Origin of the sequence: Rhodococcus sp. NPDC056506 (genome assembly GCF_042794945.1) — a bacterium.
GTDB lineage: Bacteria > Actinomycetota > Actinomycetes > Mycobacteriales > Mycobacteriaceae > Rhodococcus_F.
On record NZ_JBHTSW010000021.1, the window covers coordinates 22,618 to 38,663 of the forward strand.

Here is a 16,046-nt window from a genome sequence, read left to right on the forward strand (position 1 = left end):
TCGGAGGGAATTCCCAGCTAGTCCTTTTGGTCTAGCCTGGGGAGATCCGATCCGACACCAGGAGTTGTTGTGCGAGCGTCTTCCCCCGACAGACGGCGAAGACTCGTTGTCGGAAGCTTGGCGGCGTTCGTCGTCATTCTGTTCGGCATAACCGCCGCGCTGGTCAGTCCGTGGCCAGGAGTTCTCCTCGTACGGTGGATGTCAGCGGGTGGGTCCGAAGCGACTCACGCACAACTCGACAAACACGCACCGCCAGGAATCGTCTCGGTCCTCGATCAGCCGTACCGCGACGGCGACGACGACGCACGACTGGACGTGTACTACCCGTCGGAGTCCACGTCAGCGCTACCGACGGTGGTCTGGGTGCACGGCGGTGGCTGGATAGCGGGATCGAGAACTGATGCCGACGGTTACTACAAACTTTTGGCAGATCAAGGTTTCACTGTGATTTCGGTGGACTATTCACTGGGGCCGGAAGCGTATTACCCCACCGCAGTGAATCAACTGAACGACGCGTATCGATTCATCGTGAGCAATGCGGACAGGTTGCATGTCGATTCGAACAATCTCTTTCTTGCGGGAGATTCGGCAGGCGCGCAGTTGTCCAGTCAGTTGGCGACCGTCATGACCAGCCCTGACTACGCGTCGGAAATGGGGTTGGAACCGGCATTACGACCCGAGCAGATACGCGGAGTTGTCCTCGACTGCGGGGTCTTCGATCTGAAACCGCTACTGTCGCAGGGGAAGTACTTCGGTTGGGGCGTCGACAAGCAGTCGCTGTGGGGGTACCTCGGAACGAGGGACTTCGACGGGTCGACTGCAGTGGGTCAGATGTCGACGCTGGGCCATGTGACCTCGGACTTTCCAGCGACGTTCATCACCGGCGGAAATGTCGACCCACTGACCGCCAGCCAGTCGAAACCCATGGCAGAACGGCTCGCCGATCTGGGCGTCGAAGTAGACGCACTGTTCTACCCCGACGATCACGAGCCTGCGCTGGACCACGAATATCAATTCGACCTCGACACCGTGGACGCGATGATCGCGTTCGATCGCACAGTCGCGTTTCTACGCGAAAACGTGCGTTAGCGCACTCAGCGAATCACGTACGGTGAAATCGAACTCCGGTGCTCGCTGATGTCGAGGTCTTTACCCAATGGAGGGAAGGCGCGCTGCGGACAGTTGAGGCGTTCGCAGACACGGCAGCCCGAGCCGATCGGCGTTCCCGGATTCGACTCGTCCAGATCCAGACCGTCGCTGTAGACGAGTCGATGCGCGTGGCGAATCTCGCATCCCAATCCGATGGCGAAGATCTTCGCGGGCTGTCCGTATCGAGCCGCTCGCCGTTCGACCGTGCGTGCGACCCACAGGTATCGGCGACCGTCGGGCATCTGCGCGATCTGCGGCATGATCTTGCCCGGATATGAGAACGTCTCGTAGACGTTCCACAGCGGGCATGTGCCGCCGCTGGTGGAGAAGTGGAATCCCGTGGCGGACTGACGCTTCGACATGTTTCCGGCACGGTCGACACGTACGAACATGAACGGAACCCCGCGAAGTTTGGGGCGCTGCAGGGTCGAGAGGCGATGGCAGATCGTCTCGTAGCTCGCGGAATAGAAGGCAGACATGCGCTCGATGTCGTAACGGAAGTCCTCGGCAACCTCGTGAAACTGGCTGTAGGGCAGCACGGTGGCCGCGGCGAAATAGTTGGCCAAGCCAAGCTTCGCCAGGGAGACCGATGCTTCGCTGGTGAAGTTTCCCTCGGCCACCAACGAGTCGAGCAGCTCGCCATGCTCGAGGTACGCGAGTTCTGTCGCGAACTTGAAGACCTGTTGCCCGCCCGAGAGCCTTGCCGAGATCTCCAGGACCCTGGTATCCGGGTCGTAGCGATGAAGTATGTTCTCGCCCAAATCGACTCGTCGAACGATCTGCACGTCGTGGACGGACTCGAGGCGTCTGGCGATCTCGCCGGCGACGTCGCCACGGTGAAAGCGCATCCGGGCAGTGAGTTCTTCGGCTGCGGTGTCGAGATCGTGGATGTAGTTCTGTCGCTGATAGAAGTAGTCCCGTACTTCCTCGTGCGGCATGGTGATCGAACCGCTGCCGCTGCCGTCCGAGAAACGGTCCTCCGTGGCTGCGGCGAGCTGGGCCGTCGTGTTGCGGAAGCGGCGATGCATGTTCACCATCGCCTTGGCGAGGCCCGGGTGCGTGGAGACCATCTCCGCGATTTCGTGGGCGTCGGCGTCGATACCCATCTCTTGATCGAGGGCAACTTCACGCATTTCCGCGATCAGGCGTGTGTCGTCTTGTGGGGAGAAGAAGGTGGTGTCGACACCGAAGACTTCACTGATTCGCAGGAGGACCGGCACAGTGAGTGGCCGGACGTCGTGCTCGATCTGATTGAGATAGCTTGCCGAGATCTCCAGCGTCTTGGCCAGTGAAGCCTGACTCAACCCGCGCTCGGTCCGCAGTTGGCGAAGCCGGACACCGACAAAGGTTTTCGACATTTTCCCAGGATACGAGTGACAGTCCGGCTTCGCAAAGGTGGGTTCGCAGTCTTCGCACCGGGGCTCCGCCGCCGTGAGTGGTTGAGGAGCCTCGGCACTCCCTAACCACTCACGGGGCCGGAGGCCTAGACCCTGTTCTCCGAACGCGGAGCGCCGATTCCGGGATCGATCTGGAACGGTCCGCTCGACGACGGTGCGAGCGGGAAGTCGAAGATCGCTGTCGGGAGATACACCGTCGAACACGAATTGGGGATATCCACGACGCCCGACAGACGACCCTCGATCGGTGCCGCACCGAGTAGCAGGTACGCCTGCTCCGGTGCGTAGCCGAACTTGGTCAGGTATTCGATCGCATGCAGGCACGCACGCTGGTACGACAGATGTGAATCCAGGTACTTCTGTTCGCCGTCCAACGTGACAGAAGTGCCCGAGAATGCAAGCCACTCGGAATACTGCGGATCCGTGTTGCCCGGCATGAAGATCGCGTTCTCGGAAACGCCGTAGGTATCCATGCCGCCCTTGATGATGTCCACACGAAGGTCGATGAAGCCGCCCATTTCGATGGCACCGCAGAACGTGATCTCACCGTCGCCCTGGGAGAAGTGAAGATCGCCGACCGACAGATTCGCACCGTCAACGAACACCGGATAGAAGATTCGGCTGCCCTTGGTGAGGTTCTTGATGTCCTGGTTTCCGCCGTTCTCGCGCGGGGGAGCGGTGCGAGCCGCTTCGCCGGCCACGCGTGTGTACTCGTCACCGGTCAAGGTTCCCAGAACGGCATCGCGGGGCTCGGGCGGAAGCGCAAGCGGGGGAACCCGATTGGGGTCGGTGGCAATCAGGGCACCCTCGCGGGCATTCCACTTGGCGAGCAGGGCTGCCGACGGAGCCGTGCCCATGAGTCCCGGGTGGACGATGCCTGTGAACGAGACGTGCGGAATGTGGCGCGACGTCGCCGTTTGTCCGGAGAAATCCCAGACAGCCTTGTACGCGTCGGGGAACTGTTCGGTGAGGAATCCGCCGCCGTTGTTCCGAGGGAAGATGCCGGTGTACCCCCAGCCTTGGCCGGCCAACGGACCCGAATCCTCTTGGGGGATAGGACCGATATCCAAGATGTCGACGATCAGCAGGTCGCCGGGCTTCGCGCCTTCGACGGAAAAGGGGCCGGACAGCGTGTGGACCGTGGTCAGTGGTGCATTGAGAATGTCGTCGGCGGAGTCGTCGTTGTGGATTGCGCCGTCGAACCATTCGCGGCAATGGACACGAAACGCATCACCGGGTTTCACCGTCACCGCTGCCGGGATGTCCGGGTGCCACCGATTGTGGCCGACGATCGCCTGGTCGGTGAATTTCTTGGCGGAATCGAGTGGAAACAGCAGTTCGGGCATATGCACTCCTCATTCTCGAAGAAACGGAAAACTCGTGGCGGCAGGACTTTCGTGTCGGATCGTGACTCGCTGTGAGGGTGCTCAGGGGCGAGGTAGCTTGCGGTGCAACGGATTGGACGTTGTCGGGGCAGATTGTCGGCCGCGGCCGGGTAGTGACCCACTGACCACGGCAGGCTCGTGAGCCGATCGAGCTGTGCTGTCCAGCAGACCCATCGCGGCTGACGACGCGTGACTCAAGCGGGGAGACGAGACCACCCGCTTGGACTCGAGGCTGCACTGGGGGCAGCTGATCGACTGGGGCACTTCGGCCATCGCGAACGACCGCTCGAGTGGGCCGCAGCCGGTACAGCGAAACTCGTACAGGGGCATGCGGTCACGCTATCGGAGGATCCGTCAGTGCGACACTGGAACGACCAGGGCGACACTGGAACGACGAGGGCGACACTGGAACGGCACGCAACGGGTTGCTGCCGCCGCAAGTGCGAACGTCAGCGCAAGTACACAACCGCGTTGTCTCCGCCGGTACAGGTGACGATGTCGGAGGCCACCTTGCACGCCATCGTGTACTCCTTGCCGGTCACCGGACTACGTGCGGAAACCGTGCTGGATCGACCGGCGGCACCGGAGTTTCCGTAGGCGATCCGAACTGCCTCGGCAAACTCGCACGAAGTTTTGCCCCCACTGGTCGCGGACTCCTTGTAACTTCCCGCCGGCTGCCCGCCGGGGCATGCGGACGCACCTGCCGGGAAGTTCGCGGCGCGTGTGGTCGTCGGGGATGTCGTGCTGGGAGCAGTTGTCGTGGCACCGGCGGTGCCGGGTGTGTTCGCGGCGGCGGTGGTGGTGTGGGCGGCTCCACCGGCCGTCGAGTTGGGGACGTCCTTCGGCCACAGAACCCATGCAAGCCCGCCGAAGAGAGCCAACACGGTGATGACACCGATGATCGATACCGGAATCACCCAGCCGGGTCGTCGTGGCGGCGGATTTCCACGTGGCGGACCAGGCGGGAATCCCTGCGGTGGGGGATAGGACTGCGGCGCGGCCCGGTATCCCAACTGCGGCGGTTGAGGCCCGGATTGCGACCATGCCTGGTTGTTCGGTGGCTGCTGATAGTTGTCCGGCACAGCTTTATCGCCCGTTCAGTGGTGTCGAGGGCGTCGAACGACAAGTCATGGTTCGACAGCATATGGCCGGTGAACGGGTTGTCGGGGGCTTTGCGAGACCTCGATCTCGGGAAAGTACTCGCGCGAATGCCGTTGCGACGAAGTGATTGCGGTCACTTGCGGGCAATGAAGTTGACTCCGAAGTAGCGGACAGGCCCGTTCCGTGCGCTGCGCGAACAGGCGTAATTCACCAGTGGCGGAGTTGAGTGCATTTCGTTCACAGCCTGCGGTTTCATTGCTACTCGCCAGTACGGAACCTGTCCGAATGGGTAGTGCTCGCCGTGTAGGAATCTTCACAGACTTAGCAAAGTGTGTTGAAAAGGTAGCGAAGATTGGCATTAGCAACAGGTAGACGGCACTTTTTCGATGTGCCATTCTCGGTAAGTACACAAGAAGGGCCTGGCAAGTATGTGAAGTAGTACGCACGTACTGCTCACAACAGGCCGGACCAGCAGATCAAAGAGATGGAGTCTTGATGTCGACCACCGGCACCCCGAAGACCGCAGCTGAGCTCCAGCAGGATTGGGACACCAACCCTCGCTGGAAGGGCGTTACTCGTAACTACACGGCCGATCAGGTCGTCAAGCTCCAGGGCACCGTCGTCGAGGAGCAGACCCTCGCTCGTCGCGGATCCGAGATCCTGTGGGATCTCGTGAACAACGAGGACTACATCAACTCCCTCGGTGCACTTACCGGCAACATGGCTGTGCAGCAGGTTCGCGCCGGCCTGAAGGCCATCTACCTCTCCGGTTGGCAGGTTGCCGGCGACGCGAACCTCTCGGGCCACACCTACCCGGACCAGAGCCTCTACCCGGCCAACTCGGTTCCGGCCGTCGTCCGTCGCATCAACAACGCACTGCTGCGCGCCGACGAGATCGCCAAGACCGAGGGTGACACCTCCGTCAGCAACTGGCTCGCTCCGATCGTTGCCGACGCCGAAGCCGGCTTCGGTGGCGCTCTCAACGCTTACGAGCTGCAGAAGGCCATGATCGGCGCCGGCGCTGCCGGTGTCCACTGGGAGGATCAGCTCGCTTCGGAGAAGAAGTGCGGCCACCTCGGCGGCAAGGTGCTCATCCCCACGCAGCAGCACATCCGCACCCTGACCTCGGCTCGCCTGGCTTCCGACGTCGCGGACGTTCCGTCCGTCATCATCGCCCGCACCGACGCTGAGGCCGCAACCCTCATCACCTCCGACGTGGACGAGCGTGACCGCCCGTTCCTCGACGGAACCCGCACGGCTGAAGGCTTCTACGGCGTCAAGAACGGCATCGAGCCCTGCATCGCTCGCGCCAAGGCTTACGCACCGTACGCAGACCTCATCTGGATGGAGACCGGCGTGCCGGATCTCGAGGTTGCAAAGAAGTTCGCCGAATCCGTTCGCAGCGAATTCCCGGACCAGCTCCTGGCCTACAACTGCTCCCCTTCCTTCAACTGGAAGGCGCACCTGGACGACGCGACCATCGCGAAGTTCCAGAAGGAGCTCGGCGCAATGGGCTTCAAGTTCCAGTTCATCACGCTGGCCGGCTTCCACTCGCTCAACTACGGCATGTTCGACCTGGCCTACGGCTACGCCCGCGAAGGCATGACGGCATTCGTCGACCTGCAGGAGCGCGAGTTCAAGGCTGCTGAAGAGCGTGGCTTCACCGCCATCAAGCACCAGCGTGAGGTTGGCGCCGGCTACTTCGACACCATCGCCACCACTGTTGACCCCAACACCTCGACGGCAGCTCTCAAGGGCTCCACCGAAGAGGGCCAGTTCCACTAAGAACTGACTTCGGGTGGGGGAGAGGCTCGGCTTCGGGTCTCTCCCCTGCTTGTATCACCGATCTACTTTCTCTCGTCTTCCAGGCAGTTCCAATTGCATCGGCCACCAGCGTCGACGCAGTTCGAAGTGCTTTCTTTGCAACACCTTCAGACTGCAAAACCTTCACCAGACAAACTCCACGAGACAAACAAGGAGCTGACGTGACCAGCGAAAAAATTCAGCGCGTCGGCGTTATCGGCGCCGGAATCATGGGTGCCGGAATCGCCGAGGTGTGCGCCCGCGCACATGTCGATGTTCTGGTCTTCGAGCAGACTCGCGAGCTTGCAGCAGCCGGGCGTTCACGCATCCTGCGTTCGCTCGACCGCGGCGTGAGCAGCGGAAAGATCACAGAACGCGAGCGTGAGCAGGCCGCATGGCGTCTGCGTTTCACCTCCGATCTGGGAGATTTCGCGGACCGCCAGCTCGTCGTGGAGGCCGTCGTCGAAGACGAGAAGATCAAGAGCGAAATCTTCGCCGAGCTCGACGCGGTCGTGACGGACCCGGATGCGGTTCTCGCGTCCAACACGTCGTCGATCCCGATCATGAAACTCGGCATCTCGACCAAGCGTCCCGAGCGAGTCATCGGTATGCACTTCTTCAACCCGGTGCCGGTTCTGCCGCTCGTCGAATTGGTGACGACGCTCAAGACCAGTGCCTCCGTCTCGCAGCGCGCCGAGGCTTTTGCCAGCGACATCCTCGGCAAGCAGGTCGTCCGCAGTGCCGACCGCTCCGGCTTCGTCGTCAACGCACTCCTGGTGCCGTACCTGCTCTCGGCGATCCGCATGGTCGAGTCGGGCTTCGCAACGAAGGAAGACATCGACAAGGCAACGGTTCTGGGCCTCGCGCACCCCATGGGTCCGCTGGCGCTGACCGACCTGGTCGGCCTCGACACCGTCAAGTCCATCGCCGACTCCATGTACGAAGAGTTCAAGGAGCCGCTGTACTCCGCTCCGCCGCTGCTCCTGCGTATGGTCGAAGCCGGATTGACCGGCAAGAAGTCCGGCGCGGGCTTCTACGAATACGCCGACAACGGTCGCTCCACCAAGCAGGCAAGCTAAGGCCCAAAGCCCCCTGTGCGCGTTTGTGGAGTGTAGAGACTCCATAAACGCGCACAGGGCGCTCGCGCCCCTCGGTTAGAAAGGTCGACCGCATGTCCAGCAGCACTGCAGCATTCGGCTCCAGCGTCCTGGGGTATCCGCGCATCGGGCCGCGTCGTGAGCTCAAGCGCGCCCTCGAGTCCTACTGGCACGGCACTTCGGACAAGGACGCACTCCTCGCGGTCGCCAAGGAACTTCAGGAATCGACCTGGAGCGAATTGGCTGCGACGGGATTGAGCCAGGTTCCCGGCAACACCTTCTCCTTCTACGATCACGTGCTCGACAATGCGCTGCTTTTCGGCGCAGTGCCGGAGCGGTTCAAACCGCTCGAAGGCGCACTCGATCCGCTCGATTTCTACTTCACGATGGCCCGCGGTCGCCCCGACTTCCCGCCTCTCGAGCTGGTGCGCTTCTTCGGCACGAACTACTACTACCGTCAGCCCGAGATCGACGCGAACACGGTGTTCTCGCTCAACTCGGAAGCACTGCTCGACGAGTTCGAACGTGCGAAAGCGCGCGGCATCGAATTGCGCCCCGTCATCATGGGACCGGTTTCGCTGCTTCTGCTCTCGAAGGTCGGGCCCGCCACCGAGAAGTCAGATCCGAACTTCACCCCACTCGATCTGTTGGACGCAATCCTGCCCGAGTACGAGAAGCTCTTCGAGCAGCTCGCCAAGGCCGGTGCCACCTGTGTTCAGTTGGACGAGCCTTCGGTGACCGAGGACCGCACCGCCGACGAGCTCGCCGCTCTGGGACGCGCATACGAGAAACTTTCGACGGCTCCGCTGCGCCCGCGCCTGTTGGTGACGGGTCCGTACGGCAAGTTCGGCGAAGCCCTCAACATCTTGGCGCCCACCAAGATCGAGGCCTTCGGTCTGGACTTGGTGCACGGCAAGATCACGGCCGAGGAACTGGCCGCGGTGCCGAACATCAAGCGCAAGCGCATCTACGCAGGCGTCGTCGACGGTCGTAACGTGTGGCGCGTCGACCGGTTCAACACGTTGACGTACCTGAACGAACTCAAGGACGTCGTGCCTGACCTCGTCGTCTCCACGTCGTCGTCGCTGCTGCACGTGCCGTACGACGTGCTCTCCGAGTACGACATTCCGGGAGACGTCGCAGACCGTTTGGCTTTTGCGAAGCAGAAGGTCGGCGAGGTCGTCTCACTGGCGAAGGCGCTCACCGAAGGTCCTTCGGACAAGTGGCGTAAGCGTCCGACGAAGGTGCACTTCAAGCTCAAGCACGCAGTCCGTGCTCGGGTCAACGCGATCAAGCCCGAAGATCGTGTGCGTGCACCGTACGAGGAGCGTCGCAAAGCTCAGCAGGAACGGTTGAACCTGCCTTTGGTTCCGGCTCAGACACTGGGTTCGTTCCCGCAGACCGACGCGATTCGCCAGGCTCGTTACGAACTCGGCCAGGGGCGCTTGGAGTGGGACGACTACTACAAGCGCATTCAGGAAGAGATCGAGCGCACAATCCGTCTGCAAGAGGACATCGGTCTCGATGTTTTCGTGCACGGCGAGCACGAGCGCAACGACATGGTCCAGTACTTCGCCGAACTGCTCGAGGGCTATGCCTTCACGCACAACGGTTGGGTTCAGGCCTACGGATCTCGTTGTACGCGTCCGCCGATTCTCTACGGAGACATCGCACGTCCGAAGCCGATGACGGTCGAGTGGATTGCGTACGCGCAGTCGCTGACCGACAAGCCGGTCAAGGGCATGCTGACGGGTCCGGTCACCATGATCGCTCGTTCGTTCGTGCGTCAGGATCAGCCGCTCTACGAAACGGCAGAGCAACTGGCACTTGTCATTCGAGACGAAATCGCGGATCTCGAAGCCGCCGGAATCGCCATCATCCAGGTGGACGAGCCGGCAATTCGTGAACTGCTGCCACTGCGTGAGGACGGCCGGGAGGCCTACCTGGAGTGGGCCGTCGACGCGTTCCGTCTGGCAACAGGTGGAGCGAAGCCGGAAACACAGATCCACACACATCTGACGTACTCCGCTCGGTCGTCGGTGGTCGACGCCATCGAACGGTTGGACGCCGATGTGACGGCTATCGTCGCGACCCGCTCCATCACGTGGGTTCTCGAAGCACTCAAGGAAGGCGCGCTCACACACGGCGTCGGCCCCGGCGTCTACGAATCTCGTTCGGCTCGGATTCCCGACATCGACGAGCTCGACGAATTGCTCACCGAGGCAAGCGAATCGATCTCTCTCGATCGTTTGTGGGCAAACCCGGACGGTGGCCTCAAGACCCGCCATCCGTGGCAGCTCGAGCCTTCGCTGCGCAACATGGTTGCGGCCGCGAGGCGCTTGCGTCGTCGCGCCGAGCAAGCCGAGCGCGACGCCGGGTAAGTCACGTAAAGAACTAGTCATGGAGGGGCCTGCGAGTTGCAGGTCCCTCCATGCACGGGTAGGCATGTCTGCATGGTTACTGCTGCTGCTTATGCCGCGACGTCTGCTGACGGTCCGCTCGAGAAGACCACCGTCGAACGCCGCGAGCTCGGTCCACTGGACATTCTCATCGACATCAAATTTGCCGGCATCTGCCATTCCGACATCCACACCGCTCGCAACGAGTGGGGCGGAGCCAAGTACCCGATCGTCCCCGGACACGAAATCGCCGGCGTCGTCGCCGCCGTGGGTTCCGATGTCACCAAGCACAAGGTCGGCGACCGCGTCGGCGTCGGCTGCTTCGTCGACTCGTGCGGGGAGTGCGACGCCTGCACCGCCGGCGAAGAGCAGTACTGCCGCAAGGGTGTGACGGGTACCTACAACGCCACCGGCCGCGACGGTGAGCGCACTCAGGGCGGCTACTCGACGCACATCGTCGTCACCGAGCATTTTGTTCTCTCGATCCCGGAGGGCATCGAACTCGACGTTGCCGCGCCGCTCCTGTGCGCAGGCATCACCTTGTACTCACCGCTGCGGCACTGGAACGCCGGCCCCGGCAAGAAGGTCGCCATCATCGGTTTCGGCGGCCTCGGTCACGTCGGTGTGAAGATCGCCAAGGCGCTCGGAGCGGAAGTCACCGTCCTGAGCCAGACGCTCGGCAAGAAAGACGACGGGCTTCGCCTCGGCGCCGATCACTACTACGCGACCAACGACCGTGAGACGTTCAAGGCTCTTCGCGGCGAGTTCGACCTGATCCTCAACACGGTCTCGGTCAATCTCGACATCGACGCCTACATGTCCCTGCTCGCCATCAACGGCACTCTCGTCGAACTCGGCCTGCCGGAGAAGCCGATCGAAGTTCGGGCATTCGCGCTCGCCGCAAACCGTCGTAGTCTCGCCGGCTCCATGGTGGGTGGTATCCCGCAGACACAGGAGATGCTCGACTTCTGCGCCGAGCACGGCATCGGTGCAGAAATCGAACTGATCCCGGCGAGCGACATCAACGATGCTTACGAGCGCGTGATCAAGAGCGATGTGCGATACCGATTCGTGATCGACACCGCAACAATCTGATCCGCTCAGTCGAGTTGCTCGCGAAGATTACTCAGTGTCTTCGCGAGCAATCTCGACACGTGCATCTGGGATACGCCGACTTTCTCGGCGATCTGTGTCTGCGTCAGGTTTCCGAAGAATCTGAGCATCAACACCGTCCGCTCTCGTTCGGGAAGCTTGTCGAGAAGAGGGCGCAACGCCTCGTGATTTTCGACGTTCTCGAGTGCTGCGTCGTAATCACCGAGTGTTTCCACGAGCGGAAGATCGTCGGTGTGATTGGACGCGGCACCGTCGACCGAGACGGTTTGGTACGCGTTGCCGGCGATCAACGCCTGGGCGACTTCTTCGCGTTCGATCCCCAACGTCTCGGCCAACTCGTCGACGGTCGGGGCGTGCCCGAGTTGCTGAGACAGCTCACTGATCGCCTGCCCGAGTTGGAAATGCAACTCCTTCATCCGACGCGGAACTCGTAGCGCCCAACCGGTGTCACGGAAGTGTCGCCGAACTTCACCCATCACGGTGGGAACTGCGAACGAGACGAAATCGGAGCCGCGCGTGGAATCGAAACGGTCGACGGCGTTGACCAGACCGAGCCGTGCCACCTGAACCAAATCGTCGTGCGCCTCACCGCGCCCGTCGAATCGCCTGGCAATGTGCTCGGCCAACGGCAGGCACCTGGTGATGAGTGCAGTGCGCACTCGTTCGTACTCGGGGCTGTGGGGTTCGAGGGTCCGCATTTCCTCGAAAACTGGTATGACGTCCCGATATTCGTCGGTGGACCGCCGACGCGGGCGTGAGGGGCCGTCTGCGGAAGCGGTCACAGGCGCCCGCTGAGGGCCTTGGTGAACTTCATGGTCGTGATGTAGCCGGCACCGCCGAGGTTCTCTTCCTGGTCGAGCGAAATCGAATCCGTCAGTTCGGTGAGAATGTGCCACCCGAACGAGCGCTGACTGCCGTCCTCGTACTCCGTGGTGGTCGTCGAAACAGACACGTGCAGTTGTGGGGGAGTGAAGACGAACCGACACACCAGAACCGAATCAGGGGCAGCACGAACAATCAGATGCGTACAGATTTCGTCCATGGCCAGCTTGATGTCGGCGATGGCGTCGAGGTCGAAGTTTTCCTGAATGGCAACGGTGGCAGCCAGTGCTCGCAAAATCGACAGCTGATCGAGAGTCGCTTGAATCCTCAACTCCACGACCGGTTGAGTCTGATCCTGATCGGGCTCGAGTGCGCTGAGGTGTGCCATAAGTTCTCCGGATCGTCGTACCAGGGGTCGCCGTGAAGTCTGGTGCCGAGAACGATACCCATCTCGACCTTCACCGTGACCCCCGAACACGAAATTTCGTCGATGGTGGTGCCGGGGTAATCGACACAGTTCTGCTCACGACCGTTGGCAGTCGCAACATCGGATTACCTCACGGAACCGCAGACCAAACCACATTTTTGTTCGGAGCACCGAAACGAATGGTCGCAACGCACTTGTGACGTCGGTCATGCTGGCGTACTGTTTCAAACCGAGGTTGAGCACACAGCCGATGAGGGATTGATCCGTAATTCTGGAGACCCGTTCATCGTGCGTCTCCTTCGGAGGTCCCTTCTCTTTTGCAGAGTGTAAACCGTTGCGGGATGGGAGAACCATGACTGTTGTTCCAGGATCATCTATTTCAGGCTTTACGAACGCGGCGAAGGGATCGGTTGATTACGGACCTCCCGCGACCGGGACAGCGACCGCATCATTTCACGCGCACCGCATCAGTGCACAGACCGCTGTTATTCAAGTTCGTGGCGAAATCGACCTGATGAGCGCCAATGCTTTTCGCGATTATTTGACGTACCACGTGGCCGCGGACCGGACACTGGTCGTTGATCTCTCCGAACTCGAATTCATGGGGACGTGCGGCTTGTCCGTACTGTCGGTGCTGTCGACGCGATCACGCGACGTGGGCGGCACACTGGCGCTCGTCTGCGCTCGCCCGGTTCAAAGGTTGCTCAAAGCAGCTGGTCAGGAGTCGATGTTTGCCTGCTACGAGTCGCTGGATCACGCGATCGGCCTCGAAGAGACCCGACGTTTCCCGGCTTGATTCCGCAGCTTCACTCCAATCTTCGTGAAATCAGCCTCGTGAAATCAGGTTCGTAGAGCCCGTCAGCGTCAGTGCACTTCACTTCTGTGAGTGCCCTTGTGTTGGCGGGCTCTCGGCGGTGCTGTGACGCACCGGCCGTAGGTTCGGACCACTTCGGTGGCGACGTGATCCCACGAATACGATTCGCACGCGCGAGCGCGACTCTGCCGTGCAAACGCTGCGCCTTCGTCCTCGTCGTCGAGAAGATGCCGGACTGCCCGCGCGGTTTCCACCGGATTGTTGACCGGGACCCGCCGGCCGGTGAGCCCGTCGATCACGGTATCCCGCAGTCCGCCAACAGGAGTCGCGACCACCGGCACTCCGCACGCCATCGCCTCCAGAGCCGCGATTCCGAACGGTTCGTATCTGGGGGTACAGACGAGGGCGTCGGCCGATCGCATCAATTTCGGTAGTTGGCGGTGCGGAACCCGTCCCAGTAATTGGACTCGATCTGCGACGCCGAGCCGCTCGGCAAGCTTGACCAAGCGGATCGCCACCTCGTCGGTGCTCAGTTGTGCGACGGGCGGCCCACCGATCACTACCAACTCCGTGTCCGGCAGCGAAGCCAGCGCGGCGACGGCAACATCGAAGCCCTTCTGCTCCACCAGCCTTCCGACGCAGATCAATCTATGCGGTGCGGTCCTCTTCGCGGCGGGTCCCTCAGGGGTGAACGCCTCGGTGTCGACGCCCGAGGGCACCATGGTGGTCCGTGATCGTGGTGATCCCTGCCGAACCAGATCGAAGATTTCGTCCGAACTGGTCGCGATGACATGGGTTGCGCCCCTGGCGATCAACGGCTCCAGGTGAGTCCGCTCCGAGGGGCTGTCGTCGGCTGCTCCGAGGTGGCGGTGCGCCGCAGATCCCAGAGAATGGAATGTCTGAAGTACAGGGATGCCGAGCGAGCGGGTCGCGAGTTCCGTTGCCACACCAGACATCCAGAAGTGCGAGTGCACCACATCGGGTCGGTCGGTACTCCACTGAGCGCGCAGAATGCTGGCAAAGGTTCCCAGGTGAGGAAGGATTTCGGCATCCGGGAGAGCCTGTGTCGGGCCGGCCTCGAGATAGTCGACGCAGTACCCGGCGCGAGCGCGAACGCGGTCCGGTCCACCGACGTGTGCCCGCCGCGTGAAGACGGTGACGTCGTGTCCGGCGCGAACCAAGGCCGCAGACAGTTCGTCGACGTGCAGGTTCTGTGCACCAGCTGCCGAGCAGCCCACCGGCGCGAGTGGATCGGCGTTCACCGACACCATGGAGATCTTCAGCATTCGTCCGGGAGCCATAGCGGGCGAGTACTTCATCGGGTCCCCTCTCCACTTGATCGGTTCGTCTGGGGATACCCGGAGTCCATGATCTGAACCGGGTTTCGACGTGGTCAGCGGTGGGCACATTCCAAACACGATGGCGAGGAGTGAGGTTCGATGACAGAACAAATGCTGGTCGACGCAACCGTCGGACTCGGGTTCGAGCGGTACGTACAACGGGTGGCGGTCGGCGTGGGCGCCGGTATCGAGCAATGGTGTTGCAGGCGCGAACACCCCCTGGAGGCCTACATCGCGTTGGACCGAACGGTGCCGCGTTTTCCCGGGCGTGAGGTGGCGTTGCTCTGGGAGGAGACGTGCGGTTGGGCCCTGGCCGTGGAGACTCGTTCAGGGGAGGACCTCATCGTTCTCGGATATCTGGGAGAACATGCGGTGCCTGCCCCCGGTGCCGTCGCCGACTTTGCCGCGACACTGGGCACCCGCAGCCCGCATTGGGTCATGAACAGGCCGCTGGCGGATTCGGACGAGACCGCGCGAGAACTGCGGAGCTATTCCGGAAGTGCTTACGCCTGAACAGTATTCAGATTCAATTGGCTCAGTTGACCACGTCCAGGATGGGATCGAGGACGGGCGTCGAGGCAGCTTCGACGTCCGGATCGTCCATGAGTCGAAAGACGATGTGACCGCCGAGCGCACCACCGATGCCGACCGCGGTGAGCCCCAGTATCGACAGCACTCGTGCCAGCGCGAGTGAGTCCTTTCCGCGTAGCCTGTACGACGCAGCAAAGGACCAGATACCCACTGCATTCGACGCAGCGTGCACCAGTCCCACACGGCGGGCGACGTCGCCACGTTCGGACCAGTCCAGCCAGCCCGTCAGCAGAACCGGCGGAGTCGAAACCAATCCGAGCCCGATCAGCCGTCGTGCTGTCTGCGGATCGCCTAAAACATCGAAGATCAGCGACGCCGTCCAGGCGCCCGCCGGAATGGTCACGAGGGCAGGATGGATGGGATGCCCGACGGCGGCGCCGCGCAGAAGTGCGGCGACAGTGCGCGATCGGTCGGATCGCTCCGTGATCTCGAGGATTCTGCGCCTGAGGCCAGTGGACGGACCGTCCAGTCCGCGAGCGGATTCGATTCCGCGATAAAGAGTTCCGATGTCCATGTAATTCGGCTACCCGGCGTAGACGTCGGGAAACCTCGCGACGGCAGTGTCTTGTCGACCGTCATGCTCCGGCGTACGGTCGAAACGAAAGAGA

The 16,046-nt window shown here is 61.9% G+C and carries 15 protein-coding genes; 7 read left to right on the forward strand and 8 right to left on the reverse strand.

Going from position 1 to position 16,046, the window contains the following annotated elements; all coding sequences use genetic code 11:
- Positions 1-69: 69 nt before the first annotated feature.
- Positions 70-1,089 carry an alpha/beta hydrolase gene (locus tag ACFQ6H_RS17745; protein WP_378647622.1) on the forward strand — a complete coding sequence of 340 codons (1,020 nt, stop codon included), beginning with the start codon at positions 70-72 and terminating at the stop codon, positions 1,087-1,089.
- A 5-nt stretch (positions 1,090-1,094) separates the two neighbouring features.
- Here ACFQ6H_RS17745 and ramB read toward each other — a convergent pair whose 3' ends face one another.
- The 4 genes from ramB to ACFQ6H_RS17765 all read right to left on the reverse strand — a co-directional run bounded on the left by ramB (position 1,095) and on the right by ACFQ6H_RS17765 (position 5,013).
- Complete coding sequence (gene ramB, locus ACFQ6H_RS17750; RefSeq protein ID WP_230816883.1) at positions 1,095-2,507, reverse strand: acetate metabolism transcriptional regulator RamB; 1,413 nt, start codon at positions 2,505-2,507, stop codon at positions 1,095-1,097.
- Between the two features lie 125 nt (positions 2,508-2,632).
- Positions 2,633-3,892, reverse strand: a complete 1,260-nt coding sequence (gene fmdA / locus ACFQ6H_RS17755; protein WP_019744435.1) for a formamidase — start codon at positions 3,890-3,892, stop codon at positions 2,633-2,635.
- An 81-nt stretch (positions 3,893-3,973) separates the two neighbouring features.
- Positions 3,974-4,261, reverse strand: a complete 288-nt coding sequence (locus ACFQ6H_RS17760; protein WP_378647624.1) for an FmdB family zinc ribbon protein — start codon at positions 4,259-4,261, stop codon at positions 3,974-3,976.
- Positions 4,262-4,380: 119 nt separating this feature from the next.
- Entirely contained in the window at positions 4,381-5,013 is a 633-nt protein-coding gene (locus ACFQ6H_RS17765) for a serine/threonine protein kinase (protein WP_378647626.1), read from the reverse strand.
- 514 nt (positions 5,014-5,527) lie between these two features.
- Here ACFQ6H_RS17765 and aceA point away from each other — a divergent pair.
- The 4 genes from aceA to ACFQ6H_RS17785 all read left to right on the forward strand — a co-directional run bounded on the left by aceA (position 5,528) and on the right by ACFQ6H_RS17785 (position 11,426).
- On the forward strand, positions 5,528-6,817 hold the full coding sequence (aceA, locus tag ACFQ6H_RS17770) for an isocitrate lyase (RefSeq protein ID WP_050656693.1): 1,290 nt from the start codon (positions 5,528-5,530) through the stop codon (positions 6,815-6,817).
- A gap of 200 nt (positions 6,818-7,017) precedes the next feature.
- Positions 7,018-7,914, forward strand: coding sequence for a 3-hydroxybutyryl-CoA dehydrogenase (locus tag ACFQ6H_RS17775; RefSeq protein WP_003941541.1), 897 nt, complete (start codon positions 7,018-7,020; stop codon positions 7,912-7,914).
- 92 nt (positions 7,915-8,006) lie between these two features.
- Complete coding sequence (gene metE, locus ACFQ6H_RS17780) at positions 8,007-10,313, forward strand: 5-methyltetrahydropteroyltriglutamate--homocysteine S-methyltransferase (protein WP_378537460.1); 2,307 nt, start codon at positions 8,007-8,009, stop codon at positions 10,311-10,313.
- Positions 10,314-10,385: 72 nt separating this feature from the next.
- Positions 10,386-11,426, forward strand: a complete 1,041-nt coding sequence (locus tag ACFQ6H_RS17785; RefSeq protein ID WP_378647628.1) for an NAD(P)-dependent alcohol dehydrogenase — start codon at positions 10,386-10,388, stop codon at positions 11,424-11,426.
- 5 nt (positions 11,427-11,431) lie between these two features.
- On the opposite strand, the gene ACFQ6H_RS17790 is transcribed toward ACFQ6H_RS17785, so the two are convergent.
- Both ACFQ6H_RS17790 and ACFQ6H_RS17795 read right to left on the reverse strand, forming a co-directional pair.
- Positions 11,432-12,226, reverse strand: a complete 795-nt coding sequence (locus ACFQ6H_RS17790) for an RNA polymerase sigma factor SigF (RefSeq protein ID WP_020906739.1) — start codon at positions 12,224-12,226, stop codon at positions 11,432-11,434.
- Positions 12,223-12,654, reverse strand: coding sequence for an ATP-binding protein (locus ACFQ6H_RS17795; RefSeq protein ID WP_230816889.1), 432 nt, complete (start codon positions 12,652-12,654; stop codon positions 12,223-12,225). The genes ACFQ6H_RS17790 and ACFQ6H_RS17795 overlap by 4 nt, the downstream gene beginning before the upstream one ends.
- Positions 12,655-13,045: 391 nt before the next feature.
- Here ACFQ6H_RS17795 and ACFQ6H_RS17800 point away from each other — a divergent pair, with 391 nt between their 5' ends.
- Positions 13,046-13,489 (forward strand): STAS domain-containing protein, encoded by a 444-nt coding sequence (locus ACFQ6H_RS17800; RefSeq protein ID WP_283304882.1) that lies wholly within the window; start codon positions 13,046-13,048, stop codon positions 13,487-13,489.
- 68 nt (positions 13,490-13,557) lie between these two features.
- Here ACFQ6H_RS17800 and ACFQ6H_RS17805 read toward each other — a convergent pair whose 3' ends face one another.
- Positions 13,558-14,826: a glycosyltransferase gene (locus ACFQ6H_RS17805; protein WP_378647630.1), complete on the reverse strand. Its 1,269-nt coding sequence runs from the start codon at positions 14,824-14,826 to the stop codon at positions 13,558-13,560.
- 120 nt (positions 14,827-14,946) lie between these two features.
- On the opposite strand from ACFQ6H_RS17805, the gene ACFQ6H_RS17810 reads away from it, so the two are divergent.
- Complete coding sequence (locus ACFQ6H_RS17810; protein WP_378447095.1) at positions 14,947-15,360, forward strand: DUF6292 family protein; 414 nt, start codon at positions 14,947-14,949, stop codon at positions 15,358-15,360.
- 22 nt (positions 15,361-15,382) lie between these two features.
- On the opposite strand, the gene ACFQ6H_RS17815 is transcribed toward ACFQ6H_RS17810, so the two are convergent.
- Entirely contained in the window at positions 15,383-15,952 is a 570-nt protein-coding gene (locus tag ACFQ6H_RS17815; RefSeq protein ID WP_378537471.1) for a DUF2231 domain-containing protein, read from the reverse strand.
- Positions 15,953-16,046 lie beyond the last annotated feature (94 nt).

Coding starts and splice junctions, on each gene's coding strand:
- ramB (WP_230816883.1), bottom strand. CDS start 2,507: ATGTCGAAAACCTTTGTCGGTGTCCGGCTTCGCCAACTGCGGACCGAG.
- fmdA (WP_019744435.1), bottom strand. CDS start 3,892: ATGCCCGAACTGCTGTTTCCACTCGATTCCGCCAAGAAATTCACCGAC.
- ACFQ6H_RS17760 (WP_378647624.1), bottom strand. CDS start 4,261: ATGCCCCTGTACGAGTTTCGCTGTACCGGCTGCGGCCCACTCGAGCGG.
- aceA (WP_050656693.1), top strand. CDS start 5,528: ATGTCGACCACCGGCACCCCGAAGACCGCAGCTGAGCTCCAGCAGGAT.
- metE (WP_378537460.1), top strand. CDS start 8,007: ATGTCCAGCAGCACTGCAGCATTCGGCTCCAGCGTCCTGGGGTATCCG.
- ACFQ6H_RS17785 (WP_378647628.1), top strand. CDS start 10,386: ATGGTTACTGCTGCTGCTTATGCCGCGACGTCTGCTGACGGTCCGCTC.
- ACFQ6H_RS17795 (WP_230816889.1), bottom strand. CDS start 12,654: ATGGCACACCTCAGCGCACTCGAGCCCGATCAGGATCAGACTCAACCG.
- ACFQ6H_RS17800 (WP_283304882.1), top strand. CDS start 13,046: ATGACTGTTGTTCCAGGATCATCTATTTCAGGCTTTACGAACGCGGCG.
- ACFQ6H_RS17805 (WP_378647630.1), bottom strand. CDS start 14,826: ATGAAGTACTCGCCCGCTATGGCTCCCGGACGAATGCTGAAGATCTCC.
- ACFQ6H_RS17810 (WP_378447095.1), top strand. CDS start 14,947: ATGACAGAACAAATGCTGGTCGACGCAACCGTCGGACTCGGGTTCGAG.
- ACFQ6H_RS17815 (WP_378537471.1), bottom strand. CDS start 15,952: ATGGACATCGGAACTCTTTATCGCGGAATCGAATCCGCTCGCGGACTG.